This is a genomic window from Pseudomonas sp. URIL14HWK12:I12 (assembly GCF_003097135.1).
Taxonomy (GTDB): domain Bacteria; phylum Pseudomonadota; class Gammaproteobacteria; order Pseudomonadales; family Pseudomonadaceae; genus Aquipseudomonas.
Genome location: NZ_QEQL01000005.1, coordinates 233,911 through 251,185, shown reverse-complemented (window position 1 = coordinate 251,185; position 17,275 = coordinate 233,911). Strand labels below are relative to the sequence as shown.

21 protein-coding genes and 1 tRNA gene are annotated in these 17,275 nt (G+C 63.2%); 13 read left to right on the top strand and 9 right to left on the bottom strand.

What is annotated here, in order from left to right; all coding sequences use genetic code 11:
- Nucleotides 1-107: 107 nt before the first annotated feature.
- A complete protein-coding gene (locus F474_RS22705) occupies nucleotides 108-281 on the bottom strand; it encodes a hypothetical protein (RefSeq protein WP_165830328.1) in 174 nt (57 codons plus the stop codon).
- Nucleotides 282-415: 134 nt separating this feature from the next.
- Nucleotides 416-1,297, bottom strand: coding sequence for a LysR family transcriptional regulator (locus tag F474_RS16370; RefSeq protein ID WP_097085809.1), 882 nt, complete (start codon nucleotides 1,295-1,297; stop codon nucleotides 416-418).
- Between the two features lie 111 nt (nucleotides 1,298-1,408).
- Here F474_RS16370 and F474_RS16365 point away from each other — a divergent pair, with 111 nt between their 5' ends.
- From F474_RS16365 to F474_RS16340, 6 genes are all read left to right on the top strand, one after another.
- The gene (locus F474_RS16365) at nucleotides 1,409-1,834 is read left to right on the top strand and encodes a VOC family protein (RefSeq protein ID WP_097085811.1); all 426 of its coding nucleotides are present in this window, start codon (nucleotides 1,409-1,411) and stop codon (nucleotides 1,832-1,834) included.
- 163 nt (nucleotides 1,835-1,997) lie between these two features.
- Nucleotides 1,998-2,765, top strand: a complete 768-nt coding sequence (pxpB, locus tag F474_RS16360) for a 5-oxoprolinase subunit PxpB (protein ID WP_097085813.1) — start codon at nucleotides 1,998-2,000, stop codon at nucleotides 2,763-2,765.
- The gene (locus F474_RS16355) at nucleotides 2,762-3,712 is read left to right on the top strand and encodes a biotin-dependent carboxyltransferase family protein (protein WP_097085815.1); all 951 of its coding nucleotides are present in this window, start codon (nucleotides 2,762-2,764) and stop codon (nucleotides 3,710-3,712) included. The genes pxpB and F474_RS16355 overlap by 4 nt, the downstream gene beginning before the upstream one ends.
- Nucleotides 3,713-3,848: 136 nt before the next feature.
- Complete coding sequence (locus F474_RS16350) at nucleotides 3,849-5,174, top strand: MFS transporter (RefSeq protein ID WP_097085816.1); 1,326 nt, start codon at nucleotides 3,849-3,851, stop codon at nucleotides 5,172-5,174.
- Entirely contained in the window at nucleotides 5,171-5,920 is a 750-nt protein-coding gene (locus tag F474_RS16345; RefSeq protein WP_097085818.1) for a D-glutamate cyclase family protein, read from the top strand. Before F474_RS16350 ends, F474_RS16345 begins: the two co-directional genes overlap by 4 nt.
- Nucleotides 5,921-6,086: 166 nt before the next feature.
- A complete protein-coding gene (locus tag F474_RS16340; RefSeq protein ID WP_097085820.1) occupies nucleotides 6,087-7,016 on the top strand; it encodes a hypothetical protein in 930 nt (309 codons plus the stop codon).
- A 184-nt stretch (nucleotides 7,017-7,200) separates the two neighbouring features.
- Here the strand turns inward: F474_RS16340 and F474_RS16335 are convergent, their stop codons facing one another.
- The 6 genes from F474_RS16335 to F474_RS16315 all read right to left on the bottom strand — a co-directional run bounded on the left by F474_RS16335 (nucleotide 7,201) and on the right by F474_RS16315 (nucleotide 9,264).
- On the bottom strand, nucleotides 7,201-7,911 hold the full coding sequence (locus F474_RS16335) for an rRNA pseudouridine synthase (protein WP_097085822.1): 711 nt from the start codon (nucleotides 7,909-7,911) through the stop codon (nucleotides 7,201-7,203).
- Between the two features lie 35 nt (nucleotides 7,912-7,946).
- Complete coding sequence (locus F474_RS16330; protein WP_097085824.1) at nucleotides 7,947-8,144, bottom strand: DUF1289 domain-containing protein; 198 nt, start codon at nucleotides 8,142-8,144, stop codon at nucleotides 7,947-7,949.
- On the bottom strand, nucleotides 8,137-8,463 hold the full coding sequence (locus F474_RS16325) for a hypothetical protein (RefSeq protein ID WP_256577772.1): 327 nt from the start codon (nucleotides 8,461-8,463) through the stop codon (nucleotides 8,137-8,139). The genes F474_RS16330 and F474_RS16325 overlap by 8 nt, the downstream gene beginning before the upstream one ends.
- Nucleotides 8,464-8,492: 29 nt before the next feature.
- The gene (locus F474_RS16320) at nucleotides 8,493-8,768 is read right to left on the bottom strand and encodes a metal/formaldehyde-sensitive transcriptional repressor (protein WP_097085828.1); all 276 of its coding nucleotides are present in this window, start codon (nucleotides 8,766-8,768) and stop codon (nucleotides 8,493-8,495) included.
- Nucleotides 8,769-8,834: 66 nt separating this feature from the next.
- Nucleotides 8,835-9,011, bottom strand: a complete 177-nt coding sequence (locus F474_RS22700) for a hypothetical protein (RefSeq protein ID WP_165830327.1) — start codon at nucleotides 9,009-9,011, stop codon at nucleotides 8,835-8,837.
- A 168-nt stretch (nucleotides 9,012-9,179) separates the two neighbouring features.
- Nucleotides 9,180-9,264: transfer RNA gene (locus F474_RS16315), tRNA-Leu, on the bottom strand.
- Nucleotides 9,265-9,373: 109 nt separating this feature from the next.
- On the opposite strand from F474_RS16315, the gene queA reads away from it, so the two are divergent.
- The 6 genes from queA to F474_RS16285 all read left to right on the top strand — a co-directional run bounded on the left by queA (nucleotide 9,374) and on the right by F474_RS16285 (nucleotide 15,486).
- The gene (gene queA / locus F474_RS16310; protein WP_097085829.1) at nucleotides 9,374-10,438 is read left to right on the top strand and encodes a tRNA preQ1(34) S-adenosylmethionine ribosyltransferase-isomerase QueA; all 1,065 of its coding nucleotides are present in this window, start codon (nucleotides 9,374-9,376) and stop codon (nucleotides 10,436-10,438) included.
- Nucleotides 10,439-10,452: 14 nt separating this feature from the next.
- The gene (tgt, locus tag F474_RS16305) at nucleotides 10,453-11,568 is read left to right on the top strand and encodes a tRNA guanosine(34) transglycosylase Tgt (RefSeq protein ID WP_176510733.1); all 1,116 of its coding nucleotides are present in this window, start codon (nucleotides 10,453-10,455) and stop codon (nucleotides 11,566-11,568) included.
- Between the two features lie 45 nt (nucleotides 11,569-11,613).
- On the top strand, nucleotides 11,614-11,949 hold the full coding sequence (gene yajC / locus F474_RS16300; protein WP_097086171.1) for a preprotein translocase subunit YajC: 336 nt from the start codon (nucleotides 11,614-11,616) through the stop codon (nucleotides 11,947-11,949).
- Between the two features lie 65 nt (nucleotides 11,950-12,014).
- Nucleotides 12,015-13,883, top strand: a complete 1,869-nt coding sequence (gene secD / locus F474_RS16295; RefSeq protein ID WP_097085833.1) for a protein translocase subunit SecD — start codon at nucleotides 12,015-12,017, stop codon at nucleotides 13,881-13,883.
- Nucleotides 13,884-13,893: 10 nt separating this feature from the next.
- On the top strand, nucleotides 13,894-14,808 hold the full coding sequence (gene secF, locus F474_RS16290; RefSeq protein WP_097085835.1) for a protein translocase subunit SecF: 915 nt from the start codon (nucleotides 13,894-13,896) through the stop codon (nucleotides 14,806-14,808).
- A gap of 120 nt (nucleotides 14,809-14,928) precedes the next feature.
- Nucleotides 14,929-15,486: a glycine zipper 2TM domain-containing protein gene (locus F474_RS16285; RefSeq protein WP_097085836.1), complete on the top strand. Its 558-nt coding sequence runs from the start codon at nucleotides 14,929-14,931 to the stop codon at nucleotides 15,484-15,486.
- Nucleotides 15,487-15,552: 66 nt separating this feature from the next.
- Here the strand turns inward: F474_RS16285 and suhB are convergent, their stop codons facing one another.
- A complete protein-coding gene (gene suhB / locus F474_RS16280) occupies nucleotides 15,553-16,368 on the bottom strand; it encodes an inositol-phosphate phosphatase (protein ID WP_097085838.1) in 816 nt (271 codons plus the stop codon).
- A 147-nt stretch (nucleotides 16,369-16,515) separates the two neighbouring features.
- Between suhB and trmJ the strand changes: the two genes are divergently transcribed.
- The gene (gene trmJ / locus F474_RS16275) at nucleotides 16,516-17,274 is read left to right on the top strand and encodes a tRNA (cytosine(32)/uridine(32)-2'-O)-methyltransferase TrmJ (RefSeq protein WP_097086173.1); all 759 of its coding nucleotides are present in this window, start codon (nucleotides 16,516-16,518) and stop codon (nucleotides 17,272-17,274) included.
- Nucleotide 17,275: the final 1 nt, after the last annotated feature.

Here is a 17,275-nt window from a genome sequence, read left to right as displayed (position 1 = left end):
AGATTTAAAGGCATTTAGCCCCCGGTTACTGTACCCATTACGCAAATTTACAGGTACATTGCAAGTTGCATTGCAGGCCTTGCAAGTTGCACGAAAGTTGCCACTTGCTACACGGCCTTGCGCAGGGACGGGGCAGCTGTCTTGTCCTCGACCACGCAGATCCAGCGGTGGTGGTCCCTGTAGGGCGCGCGGATGAATTTAAGGCGTGCGACCCGGGTTTCACCGCAGCTGGCGGCCAGTACCTGGGTAAGTTCGGCAAGGGTAGTCGCTTCAATGACCATGTTGCACCTCCAGTTTCGTCGTTACCTTATTCTTGACGAGTACGGGTGAGGTGGAATTCCATAAACTTTCACCGAACTTGTAAGTTGCCCAAGATATACGACGAACGGCACACGCCCACAGAGGCCATTGAAGTTCAGGTTGGGGTTTCGTGTGCAACATGTTCGGCCAAGCATTCTTTGAACAGCTGCAAGGGCGCCGACCGCCGTGCGCCGTAGCGAGACACCAGCACCAGCTCACGGTAAAAGGTCAATGCGCCCAGTGGCAGCACCTGCACGTTATGCGGGCTTTCGAGCCATAGCCCTGCCAGCGGTACCAGAGACAAGCCCAGCCCCCGTTCGACCATTTTGGCGATGGCATCGAGCTCGTCGAGCTCGAGCACCTGAGCCGGCTGCAGGTGATGGCGGCGCAGAAATTGCGTGACCAGGCGGCCGCCGAACGAGCTGCGGTCGTAGCGCACGAACGGATGCTCAGCGAGCATCTGAAGCGGGGGCTTCAACGGCATGCCCGGGGGAGCGATCAATACGAAAGGCTCGCTGCGCACCCCCTCCATCACCAGCTCCTTGGGCAGCGAGAAGGGTGGGCGGATGATGATCGCCAGATCGATTTCGCCGCTGTCCACTTGATTGAGCAGGTTCAGTGACACGCCCGGTATGAGCTTGGGCTCGATGCCTACCGCCCGCTGGCGAAGGCTCAGCAAAATGCCGGGCAACAGGCACGACTGCACCGTACCGATCGCACCGATGCGCAGCTCGCCCCTGAACTGCGCGGCCTCGGCCGGGGTGCCCATGGCGTGGAACAGTTCGAGAATCTGCTCGGCCATAGGAACGGCCCGGCTGCCCATGGTATTGAGCGTTGCGGTGCGACCGGTGCGGTCGAACAACGTCAGCCCCAGTGTGTCTTCGAGGTTCTTGATCTGCGCGCTTACAGCCGATTGCGTCAACCCGACCTGCTTGCCAGCGGCAGAGAAGGTGCCGCAGCGGGCCACGGTAAGAAAGGTTTTCAGTTCACGAATCATGGCGGTGATTGATCGAAATAATTTGTGCTCGGATCAAAACATATTCGTTATCCCACAACGAATACAAGGGTGAATAATCGAGCCAAGCACAACCACCCACAGGATTGCACCGTGAGCCTATCGCCTTTCCACCTTGCCATTCCGGTCTATGACCTGCCCGCTGCGCGGGCTTTCTACGGTGAAACCTTCGGCCTTGCCGAGGGGCGCTCTTCGGACCATTGGGTAGATTTCGACTTCTTTGGCCATCAGCTGGTGATCCATGAGCACCCCAAGACCGCGTCGCAGGAGTCGGCGCACACCAACGCGGTCGACGGCCACGATGTACCCGTACCGCATTTCGGCGTGATTCTTGGCTGGGAGGAGTGGGAGGCCCTGGCTGACCGCTTGCAGGCCCGCAATACCCGTTTCGTGATCGAACCCTATGTGCGTTTCAAGGGGCAGGTCGGTGAGCAGGCCACGATGTTCCTCTTCGACCCCTGCGGTAACGCGCTGGAGTTCAAGGCGTTCAAGGACATGAGCCTGCTGTTCGCCAAGTGACACCTTCCAGGCGACCGCCTCCTGAAGAGAGGCGGCGCCCATTGCCTTGCGCTGACCGTGACCTGTGCATGCCGGTGTGATCGCCCGTGATCACGCTGGGTTGTGCGCCCGTGCGTTCGTGCAAAGCGCTTCATGCTCGCTGCCACGGATGATGAAGACGCACATGGGCACATTCCCCACTCACGCACTCAGCGCACCCACCCAGGCGTCGCAATGGCCCATCAGCCCCTGCGGCGATACCTGCCTGATCATCGAGCTGGCACAGTGCTTCAGTGCGAGCGCTAATCGGCAGGCGGCGGCGCTGGCCGATCACCTGCAAGCGCAGCGTCAGGCCGGCGAACTTCGCGGCGTGCTGGACGTGGTGCCGGCCATGGTGACCGTCGGTGTGCATTACCACCCGACAACGGTGAAGTGCCTGCCCGGCGAGCTACCGTGGCGCAGCCTTGCACGGCAGCTGCGGGAAATGATGCTGAACATCCCTGAGCTTCAACAGCGACCGGCGTCAAACGTACGGGAGCTCCCTGTGTGCTACGGCGGTGAGCACGGGCCAGACCTCGAAGCGGTCGCCGCCCGTTGCGGGCTGACGCCGGCTGAACTCATCGCGTGCCACAGCGCCGAACCGGTCACGGTGGTGATGTTGGGCTTTGCACCGGGGCATGCGTACCTTGGCCAGCTTGACGCGCGCTTGAGCCTGCCGCGCCGCGAAGTGCCGCGCACCCAGGTCGCGCGGGGCAGTATCGGCCTGGCCAACCGGCAAAGTGTGATCTACCCCAGTGAGCTGCCGGGAGGGTGGCACCTGATCGGCAGAACACCGGTGAGCGTGTTCGACCTGGCCAGGCCCGAGCCGTGCCTGTTGCGCGCGGGGGACCGCGTGCAATTCGTGCCGATCGAGCCGCGCCAGTTCCAGGCCCTGGCGCAGGGGCAGCCATGACGCTGCACGTGATCCGGCCAGGCCTTTCGAGCACCTTCCAGGATCTGGGCCGCAGCGGCTTCCAGCACCTGGGCGTGCCTGCCAATGGTGCCATGGACAGCGACGCCCACACCTTGGCCAACGTGCTGGTGGGCAATACAGCTGCCGAAGCGACCCTGGAGGTGTTGCTGCAGGGCCCGACCCTGCGTTTCCAGGTCGGCACGGTCATCGCGCTGGCCGGTGCGGACCTGGGCGCGCAGCTTGACGGCCACCCTTTACCGCCGTTGCGTGCCGTGCGCGTGCGGCCCGGTGCGGTGCTTGCCTTCGGCAGGCGCCGCTGGGGGGCGCGAGCCTACCTAGCGGTGCGCGGCGGCTATCTGCTAACGCCCACGTTGGGCAGCCTCAGCACCAATAGCCGCGCCGGCTATGGCGGGTACGCCGGCCGGGCGCTGCAAGCGGGCGATGTCATCTCGATCTGCTCCAGCTTCGCCAACCCTCCGCGGGTAGACGCCTCAGGCTGGGAAGGGCAGGGGGGCAACGCTCCGATTCGGGTCATGCCGGGCCGCGAATGGCATCTGTTCAGTACCTCGGCCCGCCAGCAGTTGCAGGGCAGTGCCTACCGCATCGGTAACGACTCCGAGCGCATGGGCTATCGCCTCTGCGGCCAGGCGCTGGCCTTGCACAACCCTGTGGATCTGCTGTCCGAGGCGGTCAGCTTCGGCACGGTACAAGTGCCACCCAATGGCCAGCCGATCGTATTGATGGCCGATCGGCAAACCACCGGCGGGTACCCGCGGATCGCTCAGGTCATCAGTGTCGACCTGCCGCGGCTGGCGCAGAAACTCCCAGGCGACACCCTGCATTTTTCGCTGGTCGACATCGATCAGGCCCAACACCTGAGCCAAGCCCGCGAAGCTCGCTTCGCGCGGCTGGCCTCTCATTCACTTTTAGGCTCACACAGGCCCTGAGCACTGCTTTCCCTACTGCCGAGATCCACCCGACATAACAAAAGAGGGCCGCGCTCGCTACACCGGCGCGGACGACAAGCACGGCCGGTGATACCGGCCAGAACTGCCTCCATACATCGACGGATAAAGGTGAAACATGTCTCGTGTGCTGACGTCTTCTCACGCCCCTGGCGCCGCTGCGCGCCCCATGAAAAACGCCTCGGTCGCTCGGCGCGCCGCCACAGCGTCGGCCACCGGCACGGCGGTGGAGTATTACGAATTCGGGGTCTATGGCTACATGGCTGCCATCATCGGCCCGCTGTTCTTCCCCGGGGACAACCCCACCGCGTCACTGCTGGCCGTGCTGGCCGTATTTGGCAGTGCCTTCCTGGTGCGCCCGCTGGGCGGCGTAGTGCTGGGCCGGCTCGGTGACCGCATCGGCCGCCGAGCCGTGCTGCTGACCACCGTCATCGGTATGGGCCTGGCCACCGCCGCCATCGGCCTGCTGCCCACCACCGCGCACGTGGGCACCCTGGCACCGGTGCTATTGGTGCTCATCCGGCTAGTGCAGGGCTTTTTCGCCGGCGCCGAGGTGATCGGCGCGGCGGCCTTCGTGGCTGAATCCTCGCCTACCGGCCGGCGCGGCTTCTTCGGCGCTTTCACTCCGGTGGGGGTGGCGCTGGGCGGCGCCTGTGCAGCGGTTACCTGCGGGCTGACCACCGCCTCGCTTAGCGATGCGCAGTTGCACGAGTGGGGCTGGCGCCTGCCGTTTCTGTTGTCGATTCCCCTGGCGGTGCTGTCTTGCCGGATGCGCCACAACGTCGAAGAAACCCCGGCGTTCAAAGCTTTCCTGGAGAAAGAGCAGCCGCCCAAGGCTCCGATCCGTGAAGTGCTGGCCTCCCACCGTCGCGCCTTGGTCAAAGTGATTCTGCTGACGTTCGGGCAGAACGCCGGCTACTGGATCGGCCTGGTGTTCATGAACATCTACCTCACCACGTACCTTGGCTTCGACAAGACCCACGTGTTTTGGGTGATCGCCATCATCAGCCTGTGCATGGCAGCGATGATGCCGTTCTGGGGCGCGTTGTCGGACCGCTTGGGCCGGCGCAAGGTGCTGGCGGTGGGCTTCACCGGCTACGTGCTGCTGGTGATCCCAATGATGCTGGTAATGGGCAGCGGCGGCCTATGGCTGGCGGCGCTGGCAATGTTCGTGGCCACCTTGCCGATGCCAGTGATTCAATCGGTGGGCTACCCGACCTACGCCGAGCAGTTTCCTACCCGGGTGCGCTACACCGCCATGGCCATCAGCATCAACCTGGGGGCGATCCTCGGCGGCGGTATCACGCCCTACATCGTCACCTCGATCATCGGCAAGACCCAGAACCTGCTCACGCCCGGCTATTTCATGGCAGGCGCTGCGCTGTGTGCACTGCTGTCGTTGCTGGCTTTGCGTGAAACCGCCCATGGGGAATTGGCCCAATGAACCCGACCAGCCCAGCGCAACTGCGCCAGTGGATCGCCCAGGGGCAATGGCCAGGGCCGACGTCGGGCGTGCTCGACGATTACCAGCAGGCAAACCTGGCAGTGGTGCCGGCCGACTATGCCTATGACTTTCTGCTGTTCTGCACACGCAACCCCAAGAGCTGCCCGGTGATCGCCGTGACCGAGCCGGGCAACCCGTTCGTGGGCGGCATCGACCTGCGCTGCATGCTTGCGCGCTACCGTGTCTGGGAGTATGGCGAGCTGGTGGAGGAGCCTTGCGACCTGCTCCAGCGCTGGCCGGGCGATGCGGTGGCCTTTCTGCTCGGCTGCAGCCACACCTTCGATGCACCCTTGCGCCGTGCAGGCATCCCGGTGGCGGCCACGGCGCCAGCGGTGTATGTCACCGACAGGCTCTGCGAGCCGGCCGGGCGTCTGAGCGGGCCGCTGGTGGTGAGCATGCGGCCTGTGGCGGCGGCCAAGGTTGCCCGGGCGGTGGAAGTGACCGCGCGCTACCCCACGGGGCACGGCGCGCCCGTGCACATCGGTGACCCTGCACAACTGGGGATAGCGGACCTCGCCAAACCGGATTTCGGGGTGTTGCCGCCCATGGCGCCTGGCGCGGTGCCGGTATTCTGGGCCTGCGGGGTGACGCCGCAGTTGGTGCTGCCGAAGTTGAAGGCGCCTTACGTGTTTACCCACTATGCCGGGCACATGTTGGTAATGGATGAGCGGGTGGACGAGATGTAACTGCCTCTGGCATCACTCAAGGGGGAAGGGGCAGACCGTCTGTACGGTGAACTCGACCATTAATCCCTGGCGCTGGGAAACGCGGAATAATTTTGTAACAACGGGATCGGGCCGCAGGTCGTAACCAGTGAATGGATTTCCCCTTCACTGCCAAAGGCCTTCAATAATGATAACTCCCGTGCAATCCCTCGGCCCTGACCGGGCCAACCAATCCGGTGTTTCGTGGGCCGCCATATTTGCCGGTGCTGCCGGCGCTGCCGCCCTTTCGATGATCCTGCTGCTGTTGGGCACCGGGCTCGGCTTTGCCGCCAGTTCGCCGTGGCCTGACCAGGGCGCCTCAGCCAAGACGCTGGCGATCTCGACCATCGTCTGGTTGCTCGTTACGCAGATCCTGGCCTCTGGCCTGGGTGGTTATCTGGCGGGGCGGCTGCGGGTCAAATGGGCCAGCCTGCACGCAGATGAGGTGTACTTTCGCGACACCAGCCATGGTTTCCTCGCCTGGGCGGTGGCCACGCTGGTGACCGCGGCACTGATCGCCAGTAGCGTTGGCGGTGCCGCCAGCAGCGTGGCCCAGGCCGGTGGCCAGGCTGCGGGGGCGGCCGTTGCGGCCGGCGGCGCATCAGTTGCGGGGGCAGCTACCAGTGGGCAGGGTGAAAATGGCTATTTCGTCGACAAGCTGCTGCGCAGCGCCGACCCGGCGCAGGCGAACCAAACCGATGCACAAGGCGCTACCAGCCGCATCCTGAACAAGGCGCTGGCCGGCGACGGGCAAATGAATGCCGATGACCGGGCGTATCTGGCGCAATTCGTTGCACAGCGCACCAGCCTCAGCCAGCAGGAAGCCGAGCAGAAGGTGGACCAGGTGTATGCCGAAGCCCGCAAGGCAGCAGAGGATGCCAAGGTGGCCGCGCAACAGGCGGCTGACAAAGCGGCGAAAGTCGCTGCCTACACGGCGCTCTGGACCTTCGTCGCTCTGCTGTGCGGCGCCTTCTTCGCCAGCCTCGCTGCCCTGTTCGGCGGCCGCCAGCGCGACCGCGCGGTATGGCTGGACGAACCTTACGCAGGCACTGACCGCGAAGCCGTCAGTGTTCGTTGATCCGATTGGGTTTCATTGATCCGGCATCGCCGGAAAGGAGAAAGTTATGCGTTCGCTTCTGTTGTGGTTCCTCGGGGTGCCAATCCCGGTGATTATCCTGATCGCGATCTTCATGCACTGATGCAGCATCCGCAGTGGGCCGAAAGGCTCACTGCTCATTAGTGGCGTGCGCTATGGCCCGGGCTTAGAAGCGTTCCTGTGCCGTGACGTAGCGCCACTGGCCCACCGCAAGTTTACCCATCGCTACGCCCCCCAGCCGCAGGCGGCGCATCGATATGACCTCAAGGCCCACGGCGTTGCACAGCTGCGCGATCACGCCGGGCTCCGGCGCCTTCACCGCAATGCGCAGATGGTTTTCGTTCTGCCAGCTGGCCTTGGCCTTGGGCAGCGCCTGGCCCTTGTAAAGGGCACCCCGTTTGAGGCGGTCCAGGCCGCCCTCGCGTAGCGTACCGCTTACCTGCACCACGTATTCTTGCTCGAGCTTGGCGAATTCGACCGTCAATTTGCGTGCCGTGCGCCAATCCTGGCTGAACACCTGCAGCCCGCTGGCACCGGCCTGCAAGGGTGCCAGGCACTGCAGGCGGCGGAAGTGGCTCTTGAGCACCCGCTTGCCGGTGTCGAACGCTTCGGCCTGCGCCTGAGGTGTTATCGACGCGAGCGCACTGGCCTCGTCCATCCCAGGTGCCTGATGCAGGATGAAGGTGACCGGCTCCGGCGCTTCGGCCTTGGCATCAGGCAGCAACTGCACTTGCTGCCCCGCCACCTGAAACTGGGGCGTGTCGACCACTTCGCCATCGACGGTGACCCAGCCCCCTTCGATATACAGCTCGGCTTCGCGGCGCGAGCAGCCGAGCAGCTCGATGAGGCGGCGGGAAAGGCGTTGAGGTTCGGACATCACGGTGGGCTCTGAAAAGCGTGCAGTGTAACGGCCTAGGCTTTTTTCTTCTTCTTGTTCTTTTTCTTCAGGCTCTTGAGCCGTGCAGCGGCTTTTTCCACCGTTTCGAGCTTTTCGGGGCGTTTCATGCTGCGCCATTTGCGGATCTCCTCCCGGGAACGGCCGCAGCTGGTACACATCTCGCTGTTCAACTTGCATTCGGAGATGCAAGGGTTTTCGACTTCCTTACCCATGAGTGCCTCCATTGCGAAGCCGCGCTCGCCAGTCGCCCCCATGCTGGGCGATGCAGCGCTCTTCAGAGTCCAATGCCACGTGGGCGGCGACATCGGATACACGGATGCCGGCGTCGTCGAATGCCGCCTGGGTGAGCGCGTTCAGGCGGGCCAGGTCGGCGCCCTGGCAGTGCTGATCGGTCGCGAACACCCAAGTGACGACCAGGCTGTCTGGGAAGCGCTCATAGTTGGCGCGGTGGGTGAGCCATTCGAAGCCGATGATTTGCGCCAGAGCTTGATCGCAGGCCACGGTGAGTGCGCGGGCCAGTGCCCTGTCCATCGACGCCTGTTGGCGTTTGAGCGAACCCTTCATTTGTTGTAGCGGCGGATGGCTTGAAGGAGCTCTTCAACGCCCTCGGCCCGTGCCTGATCGGTGAGGCCCGGCTTGGCAACATGCTCGCGCGCGTGGGCTTCGACGATTTCGTCGAGCAAACCGTTGATCGCGCCACGGGTAGCCGCTACCAAGTGCAGCGTGGTGCCGCACGCCGCTTCGCTCTCCAGCGCCCGCTCGATGGCCTGGACCTGCCCGGCGATGCGCTTGACGCGTTTGAGCAGGTCGGCCTTGCCCGCATGAGTGTGAGACATAGACATACCCCCCTGGGTTATAGGCGGGTATGGTGCCGGTGGGCCGGGCATGACTGCAAGGGCCGCTCAGCCATTCTCTTCGCGGTCCTGAACGAACAAAGCAGCCGCTGCTCGCGCGGCCTCTTCCTCATCCTCGAAGTAGCGCAGCGAGCCATCATCGGCCTGAACGCGGAACACATGCTCCACATGCTGATACTCGGAGGGTCGATCGTTGCCTTCCAGCTTCTTGACTCGGGTGGCCATGGTCGTTCGCTCCGCGGTATGGGTACAGGCAGTGGACCGCAGCGGGGAAGAAAGGGTCTGTTGAAGGGGGCGCAAGGGGACAGATACCGAGCGGCCACAAAAAAACCGGCGCAGTGGCCGGTTTCTTTGGCTATCCAGATGTTTTGGGAAACACTGGATCTGTGTAGGTGGTGCCCCGGGGGAGACTCGAACTCCCACTCCTTTCGAAAACGGATTTTGAATCCGCCGCGTCTACCGATTCCGCCACCGGGGCAATGGCGGCGAAGTATAAAGAGGTGCCGCTGGTCGGTCAATCAGCTTTCATGGTCAATGCGCTGATTTTCCGCTAGAATTTTTCGCCCTGTCGCCCCCTGAAGCTCACCATGCGCGTTGCCGATTTTTCCTTCGACCTTCCCGATGCCCAAATTGCCCGCCACCCCTTGGCCGAACGCCGCGGCAGCCGCCTGTTGGTGCTCGATGGCCCGAGCGGGGCGCTGGCGCACCGGCAGTTCGCCGATGTGCTGGAGTACCTGCGCCCTGGCGACCTGATGGTGTTCAACAACACTCGGGTGATTCCGGCGCGGCTGTTTGGGCAAAAGGCCTCCGGCGGGCGCGTCGAGGTGCTGGTCGAGCGGGTGACGGGCAGCCACGAGGTGTTGGCCCATGTGCGCGCCAGCAAGGCGCCCAAGCCTGGCACCCAGCTGTTGATCGATGGTGGCGGCGAGGCCGAAATGGTAGCGCGCCACGATGCGCTGTTCGAGCTGCGCTTCGCTGAGCCGGTGTTGCCGCTTCTGGAGCGGGTAGGGCACATGCCGCTGCCGCCCTACATCGACCGGCCCGACGAGAGCGCCGACCGCGAGCGCTACCAGACCGTCTACGCAGAGCGTGCCGGTGCGGTCGCAGCACCTACGGCGGGGCTGCATTTCGACCAGGCGCTGCTCGAGGCAATCCGCGACAAGGGCGTGAGCACTGCCTTTGTGACCCTGCACGTCGGTGCCGGCACTTTTCAGCCGGTGCGTGTTGAGCGCATCGAAGATCACCACATGCACAAAGAGTGGCTGGAAGTCAGCGCCGAGGTGGTCGAGGCCGTTCACGCCTGCCGCGCGCGGGGTGGCCGGGTGATAGCCGTCGGTACCACCAGCGTGCGCTCGCTCGAAAGCGCAGCCCGTGACGGTGAGCTCAAGCCCTTCAGCGGCGATACCGACATTTTTCTGTATCCGGGCCGGCCATTTCATGTGGTCGATGCGCTGGTCACCAATTTCCATTTGCCCGAGTCCACGCTGCTGATGCTGGTCTCGGCGTTCGCCGGTTACCCCGAGACCATGGCGGCCTATGCGGCGGCCGTGCAGGGCGGTTACCGCTTCTTCAGTTACGGTGATGCCATGTTCATTACCCGCAACCCCGCGCCCCAAGGCCCAACGGCCGGCGCCGCCGAGGAACACCCATGACCCGCACCTGCCGGATGTCGTTCGAACTGCTGGCCACCGACGGCAAGGCCCGTCGAGGCCGCCTGACCTTTCCGCGCGGGGTGGTCGAAACCCCGGCCTTCATGCCGGTTGGCACCTACGGTACGGTCAAGGGCATGCTGCCGCGTGACGTGGAGGCGATCGGCGCCCAGATTATCCTGGGTAACACCTTCCACCTGTGGCTGCGCCCGGGCACCGAGGTGATAAAGGCCCACGGCGACCTGCATGACTTCATGCAATGGAAAGGGCCGATTCTCACCGATTCGGGCGGGTTCCAGGTGTTCAGCCTGGGCGCGATGCGCAAGATCAAGGAAGAAGGCGTGACCTTCGCCTCGCCGGTAGACGGCGCCAAGGTGTTCATGGGCCCCGAAGAGTCCATGCAGGTGCAGCGTGACCTGGGTTCGGACATCGTGATGATCTTCGACGAATGCACACCGTACCCGGCCGAGCACGACGTGGCGCGCAAGTCCATGGAGCTGTCGCTGCGCTGGGCGCAGCGTTCGAAGAATGCCCACGCCGACAACACCGCTGCGCTGTTCGGCATCGTCCAAGGTGGTATGCACCAAGACCTGCGCATGCGCTCGCTGGAAGGCCTGCAGCAGATCGGTTTCGACGGCCTGGCCATCGGCGGGCTGTCGGTGGGTGAGCCCAAGGAAGAGATGATCCGCGTGCTGGATTACCTGCCTGGCCAGATGCCCGCAGACAAACCTCGTTACCTTATGGGCGTTGGCAAACCCGAAGACCTTGTGGAAGGTGTGCGCCGCGGCGTGGACATGTTCGACTGCGTGATGCCGACCCGCAACGCGCGCAATGGGCACTTGTTCATCGACACCGGCGTGCTGAAGATCCGCAATGCGATCCATCGCCATGATGACTCGCCACTGGATGCCTCGTGCGATTGCTACACCTGCCAGAACTTCTCCCGCGGCTATCTGCACCACCTGGACAAGTGCGGCGAAATGCTCGGCAGCATGCTCAATACTATCCATAACTTGCGCCATTACCAGCGCCTGATGGCCGGTTTGCGCGAGGCTATCCAACAGGGTAAATTGGCCGCCTTCGTCGATGCCTTCTATGCCCGGCGCGGGCTGCCCGTGCCGCCGCTTGACTGATCCTTTCCTATTAATAATGAGCAACTGGAGCGCTAAATGAGCTTGCTGAGCTTTCTGATTCCCACCGCGCAAGCGGCCGATGCCGCTGCCCCCGCTAGCCCGATGGGCGGCGGTTTCGAGTGGGTTTTCCTGGTTGGCTTTCTGGTCATCTTCTACTTCATGATCTGGCGCCCCCAGGCCAAGCGTGCCAAAGAGCAGAAGAACCTGCTCGGTGGCCTGGCCAAGGGTGATGAAGTGGTCACCACCGGCGGGATCGCCGGCAAGATCACCAAGGTCACCGACGATTTCATCGTGGTCGAGGTTTCCGACAACGTTGAGCTCAAGTTCCAGAAGGGCGCCGTGGCGGCGACCCTGCCGAAGGGCACGCTCAAAGCGATCTGAACGGCGGTTTTCTTCTTTATACGTCAGGGCGCGCAACGCGCCCTGCGTCTTGAACGGGCGGCGTGATGCTGAACAAATACCCTCTGTGGAAGTACATTCTGATCGTGGCAGTGCTCGCGGTCGGTTTTATCTATTCCGCACCCAACCTCTACCCTGACGATCCAGCCATCCAGCTCACCGGCGCCAGCAGCGCGCTGCAAGTGGGCCAGGCAGACCTGGACAAGGCCAGCAAGGCGCTTGCCGACGCCGGCATTGCGGTCAAGGCCTCTTCGCTCGCCCAAGGTGGCAAGGGCGGCCTGCTGCGCCTGAGCAACAAGGAAGACCAACTTCCAGCCAAGGACGTGGTGCGCAACGCCTTGGGTGACGACTACGTCGTGGCCCTGAACCTGGCACCGACCACCCCGCAGTGGTTGCGCTCGCTCGGCGCTCACCCGATGAAGCTGGGCCTGGACTTGTCCGGTGGCGTGCACTTTCTGCTGGAAGTGGACATGGACAAAGCGGTCGACGCTCGCCTGAAGGTCTACGAGGGCGAGGTCAAGACACTTCTGCGCAAGGAACAAGTGCGCTATCGCAGCCTGCCGCAGGACGGCAATGCGATCCAGCTGGGCTTCGCCGACGACGCCTCGCGTGACAAGGCCCAGAGCCTGATCCGCAAGAATTTCACCGATTTCGAGATCACCCCCAGCAGCCGCGGCGAGCTGTCGGTGCTGCGCATGGGCCTGACCCAGGCCAAGCTGGCGGAAATCCGCGAGTACTCGATCAAGCAGAACCTCACCACCGTTCGCAATCGTGTCAACGAGCTGGGCGTGGCCGAGCCTCTGGTGCAGCGCCAGGGCGCCAATCGCATCGTGGTCGAGCTGCCAGGGGTGCAGGACACCGCAGAAGCCAAGCGTATCCTCGGTAAAACGGCCAACCTTGAGTTCCGCCTGGGCGCAGGCCCGGAAGACACCCGTGCCAGCACCGAGACGTTCGAGTTTCGTGATGGCAGCCGCCCCCCGGCAGCGGTTGAGCGCAACCTGATCATCACCGGTGATCAGGTCACCGATGCCCAGGCCAGCTACGACGAGCACGGCCGCCCGCAGGTGAACATCAAGCTCGACGGCCATGGCGGCGACCTGATGAACCGCGCCACCCGCAGCAATGTGGGCCGCAGCATGGCGGTGATCTTCATCGAGCAGAAGCCGAGCACCAAGACCGTTCGCCAGACCGTCGATGGCGTCGAAAAGGACGTGAGCGTCCCGACCTTCACCGAAGACAAGAAGATCATCAGCTTGGCGACCATTCAGTCGCCGCTGGGCAACCAGTTCCGCATCACCGGCCTGAACGGCCAGGGCGAATCTTCGGAGCTCGCCCTGCTGCTGCGTGCCGGCGGCCTGGCTGCGCCGATGTACTTCGCTGAAGAGCGCACCATTGGCCCTAGCCTGGGTGCCGACAACATCACCAAGGGTATCGATGCCTCGCTGTGGGGCATGCTCTTCGTGTCGCTGTTCATCATCGCGATCTACCGCTTCTTCGGTGTGATCGCGACCGTGGCGCTGGCCTTCAACATGGTAGTGCTGCTGGCGCTGATGTCGATCCTGGGCGCTACGCTGACCCTGCCAGGCATCGCCGGTATCGTATTGACCATGGGCATGGCGGTAGACGCCAACGTGCTGATCTTCTCGCGGATCCGCGAGGAGATTGCTGCAGGTATGGCCGTGCAGCGCGCCATCCATGAAGGCTTCAACCGCGCCTACACCGCGATCATCGATGCCAACCTCACCAGCCTGCTGGTGGGCGGCATCCTCTTTGCCATGGGCACAGGCCCTGTGAAGGGCTTCGCGGTCACCATGTCGCTCGGTATTTTCACCTCGATGTTTACGGCCATCATGGTGACCCGCGCGTTCGTCAACCTGATCTACGGCGGCCGTGACGTCAAGAAGCTGTGGATCTAAGGGGCTCGCGATGAAACTCAATACCATCAACTTCATGGGCGTGCGCAATGTCGCGTTCGCCCTGACCGTGTTCCTGACCATCCTGGCGTTGTTCAGCTGGTTTCACAAAGGCATCAACCTCGGCCTGGACTTCACTGGCGGTACCCAGATCGAGCTGACCTACCCGAAGGCCGCTGACCTGGGCGCGGTGCGTGAGGAGCTGGCCAAGGCCGGCTACCACGAAGCTGTGGTGCAGACCTTCGGTTCGGCCAACGAGCTGCTGGTGCGCATGCCAGGCGACGACGCCAAGCTGGGCAACGAAGTGGCCGCTGCGCTGCAGAAGTTCGGCGGCGACAACCCAGCCACCGTGAAACGTGTGGAGTTCGTCGGCCCGCAGGTGGGCGAAGAGCTGCGCGACCAGGGCGGCCTGGGCATGCTGTTGGCGCTGGGCGGCGTGTTGGTGTACCTGGCCTTCCGCTTTCAGTGGAAGTTCGCCGTGGGCGCGATCGTATCGCTGATCCACGACGTGGTCGTGACCATGGGTATTCTGTCGTTCTTCCAGATTCAGTTCGACCTGACGGTGCTGGCTGCGGTACTGGCAATCATCGGCTACTCGCTCAACGACACCATCGTCGTGTTCGACCGGGTGCGTGAGAACTTCCGCGTGCTGCGCAAGGCGTCGTTGATCGAAAACATCAACGTTTCCACTACCCAGACGCTGCTGCGCACCATCGCTACCTCGGTTTCGACCTTGCTGGCGATCAGTGCCCTGTTGATCTTCGGGGGTGACAACCTGTTCGGCTTCTCCCTGGCGCTGTTCATTGGTGTGATGGCTGGCACTTACTCCTCCATCTACATTGCCAACGTGGTGCTGATCTGGCTGAAGCTTTCGAGCGATGACCTCATTCCGCCAGCAACCAAGGATGTAGTGGACGACCGGCCCTGACCCTCTGGTAAGCCACTAAGCCCATGAAAAGGCGCAAGTATTGAACTTGCGCCTTTTTTGTTGCTCCAAGGCTTGGGGTTAGCCGCCACTGTGCGGCGCCATACTTCAGGAGAGACTAACGTGAACAAATCGTTGCTGATTGGTGCAGTGCTGGGTACTGTCGGTGTGACCGCCGGGGGTGCAGTGGCGACCTACAGCCTCGTGAACAAAGGACCTGAAAACGCCGTCGTGTTGGCGTCCGAACCGATCAAGGAACAGATCAAAACGCCTCGTAAAGAATGCGAGCAAGTCAATGTGACGCGCCGGCGCCCCGTCCAGGACCAGCACCAGATCATTGGTAGCGTGGTGGGTGCGGTTGCGGGCGGTCTGCTGGGTAACCAGGTAGGCGGCGGTAATGGCAAGAAGATTGCCACCGTGGCAGGTGCCGTAGGCGGTGGCTATGCAGGCAACAAAGTGCAAGAGCACATGCAGAACAACGACACCTACACCACCACCGAGACCCGCTGCAACACGGTCAACGACATCAGCGACAAGGTGGTTGGCTACAACGTGAAGTATCAGCTCAAAGGCCAGGTAGGCCAGGTTCGCATGGACCACGACCCAGGCTCGAGCATTCCGGTTAACCAGCAGGGCCAGCTGGTTCTGACTCAAGGCCAGCCGGGGCAGCAAGCCCAGTAACTCTGATTTTGCCATCCACAAAAAAAGCACCTTCGAGGTGCTTTTTTTGTGAGGCGTGTGCAGTGATCAGCGCTTGATCGAGGCCGGCAGGTGCGGCTGGATGGCAGTCAGCACCGCCTTGAAGCACTTGATGTTGCCTGCTACGACATGGCCTTTTTCGAGGAAGTCGTGGCCGCCGGTGAAATCACTTACCAGGCCGCCTGCTTCCTGAATCAGCAGCGCACCGGCTGCCATGTCCCATTCCGACAGGCCCGACTCCCAGAAGGCATCGAAGCGGCCAGCGGCGACATAGGCCAGATCGAGGCTGGCGGCACCGGCGCGACGGATGCCGGCGGTCTGGCCGACCAGGCTGCGGAACATGCCCAGGTAGTTGTCGAGGTGATCCATCTGGTTGTCGCGGAACGGAAAGCCAGTACCCAGCAGTGCGCCTTCGAGGCTGGTGCGGCTGCTGACGCGCATGCGGCGCCCGTTGACCTGCGCGCCATGGCCGCGGCTGGCGGTGAATTCTTCTTGGCGAACCGGGTCGAGCACCACGGCGTGCTCGAGGCGGCCGCGGTATTTGCAGGCGATGCTGACAGCGAAGTGGGGTACGCCGCGCACGAAGTTGGTGGTGCCATCGAGCGGGTCGATCACCCAGAGGTATTCGGCGCCTTCGCCGGAGCCGGCATGCAGGCCGCTTTCTTCGCCCAGGATGCCGTGGGTGGGGTAGGCCTTGCGCAGGGCTTCGACGATCAGGCGCTCGGCGGCGCGATCGACTTCGCTGACGTAATCCTTGGCGCCCTTTTCATCCACCTTGAGGGTATCCAGGCGCTCGATGGAGCGGAAGATCAGTTCACTGGCGCTGCGGGCGGCGCGCAGCGCGATATTCAGCATGGGCTGCATGGATGTGTTCACCTGGGGACGTTAAAAAAGAGCCGGGCATTCTACCAGAAACTACGCCGGTAAAAAGAGCGTCACGCAGTGCGTGGCGTTGTTTTCGTCGCTTCTGTAGTATCTGTGGCCCTCTTTGCGAACCAAGAGCGCCTTGACGTGCTGCAGAACATCCGTGTCGTGCTGGTCAACACCAGCCACCCTGGCAATATCGGCGGGGCGGCCCGTGCCATGAAGAACATGGGGCTGGCGCAGCTGGTGCTGGTCGATCCGGTGGCGTTCCCTTCACCTGAGGCCAGCGCCCGCGCCTCCGGCGCCGACGACGTGCTCGCCAGTGCCCGCGTGGTAGCCACCCTTGAAGAGGCTCTGGCAGGGTGCTCGCTGGTGCTGGGCACCAGTGCGCGGGACCGCAGCCTGCCCTGGCCGATGCTGGAGCCGCGTGAATGCGGGGAAAAAACCGTGCAGGCGGCCGCTGGCGACCAGCACGTTGCGCTGGTATTCGGCCGCGAGCACGCGGGGCTCACCAACGATGAGCTGCAGCGCTGTCATTTTCATGTGCATATTCCATCCGACCCAGCCTTCAGCTCGCTGAACCTCGCCGCTGCGGTGCAGGTGCTGGCCTATGAAGTGCGTTGCGCCTGGCTGGCCGGGCAGGGCAAGCCTGCGGCAGAGCAGGGTAGCGCTGGCCCGGCACTTGCCACCATGGATGAAATGGAAGGTTTCTATCGGCATCTGGAGGCCACGCTTGTGCAGGTAGGTTTCCTCGACCCTGCGAACCCTCGCCACCTGATGGCCAGGCTGCGCCGCCTCTTTGGTCGCAGCACTGTGGACCAAACCGAAATGAACATCCTGCGAGGCATCCTGACCGAGACGCAGAAAGCGGTGCGGGGCGAACCTCACAAGCGTAAGGAGCCTTGAA

What these genes read in the sequence shown, in the direction of transcription:
- F474_RS22705 (WP_165830328.1), bottom strand. Translation starts at nt 281, where the DNA reads ATGGTCATTGAAGCGACTACCCTTGCCGAACTTACCCAGGTACTGGCC.
- F474_RS16370 (WP_097085809.1), bottom strand. Translation starts at nt 1,297, where the DNA reads ATGATTCGTGAACTGAAAACCTTTCTTACCGTGGCCCGCTGCGGCACC.
- pxpB (WP_097085813.1), top strand. Translation starts at nt 1,998, where the DNA reads ATGGGCACATTCCCCACTCACGCACTCAGCGCACCCACCCAGGCGTCG.
- F474_RS16355 (WP_097085815.1), top strand. Translation starts at nt 2,762, where the DNA reads ATGACGCTGCACGTGATCCGGCCAGGCCTTTCGAGCACCTTCCAGGAT.
- F474_RS16350 (WP_097085816.1), top strand. Translation starts at nt 3,849, where the DNA reads ATGTCTCGTGTGCTGACGTCTTCTCACGCCCCTGGCGCCGCTGCGCGC.
- F474_RS16345 (WP_097085818.1), top strand. Translation starts at nt 5,171, where the DNA reads ATGAACCCGACCAGCCCAGCGCAACTGCGCCAGTGGATCGCCCAGGGG.
- F474_RS16340 (WP_097085820.1), top strand. Translation starts at nt 6,087, where the DNA reads ATGATAACTCCCGTGCAATCCCTCGGCCCTGACCGGGCCAACCAATCC.
- F474_RS16335 (WP_097085822.1), bottom strand. Translation starts at nt 7,911, where the DNA reads ATGTCCGAACCTCAACGCCTTTCCCGCCGCCTCATCGAGCTGCTCGGC.
- F474_RS16330 (WP_097085824.1), bottom strand. Translation starts at nt 8,144, where the DNA reads ATGGGTAAGGAAGTCGAAAACCCTTGCATCTCCGAATGCAAGTTGAAC.
- F474_RS16325 (WP_256577772.1), bottom strand. Translation starts at nt 8,463, where the DNA reads ATGGACAGGGCACTGGCCCGCGCACTCACCGTGGCCTGCGATCAAGCT.
- F474_RS16320 (WP_097085828.1), bottom strand. Translation starts at nt 8,768, where the DNA reads ATGTCTCACACTCATGCGGGCAAGGCCGACCTGCTCAAACGCGTCAAG.
- F474_RS22700 (WP_165830327.1), bottom strand. Translation starts at nt 9,011, where the DNA reads ATGGCCACCCGAGTCAAGAAGCTGGAAGGCAACGATCGACCCTCCGAG.
- queA (WP_097085829.1), top strand. Translation starts at nt 9,374, where the DNA reads ATGCGCGTTGCCGATTTTTCCTTCGACCTTCCCGATGCCCAAATTGCC.
- tgt (WP_176510733.1), top strand. Translation starts at nt 10,453, where the DNA reads ATGTCGTTCGAACTGCTGGCCACCGACGGCAAGGCCCGTCGAGGCCGC.
- secD (WP_097085833.1), top strand. Translation starts at nt 12,015, where the DNA reads ATGCTGAACAAATACCCTCTGTGGAAGTACATTCTGATCGTGGCAGTG.
- secF (WP_097085835.1), top strand. Translation starts at nt 13,894, where the DNA reads ATGAAACTCAATACCATCAACTTCATGGGCGTGCGCAATGTCGCGTTC.
- suhB (WP_097085838.1), bottom strand. Translation starts at nt 16,368, where the DNA reads ATGCAGCCCATGCTGAATATCGCGCTGCGCGCCGCCCGCAGCGCCAGT.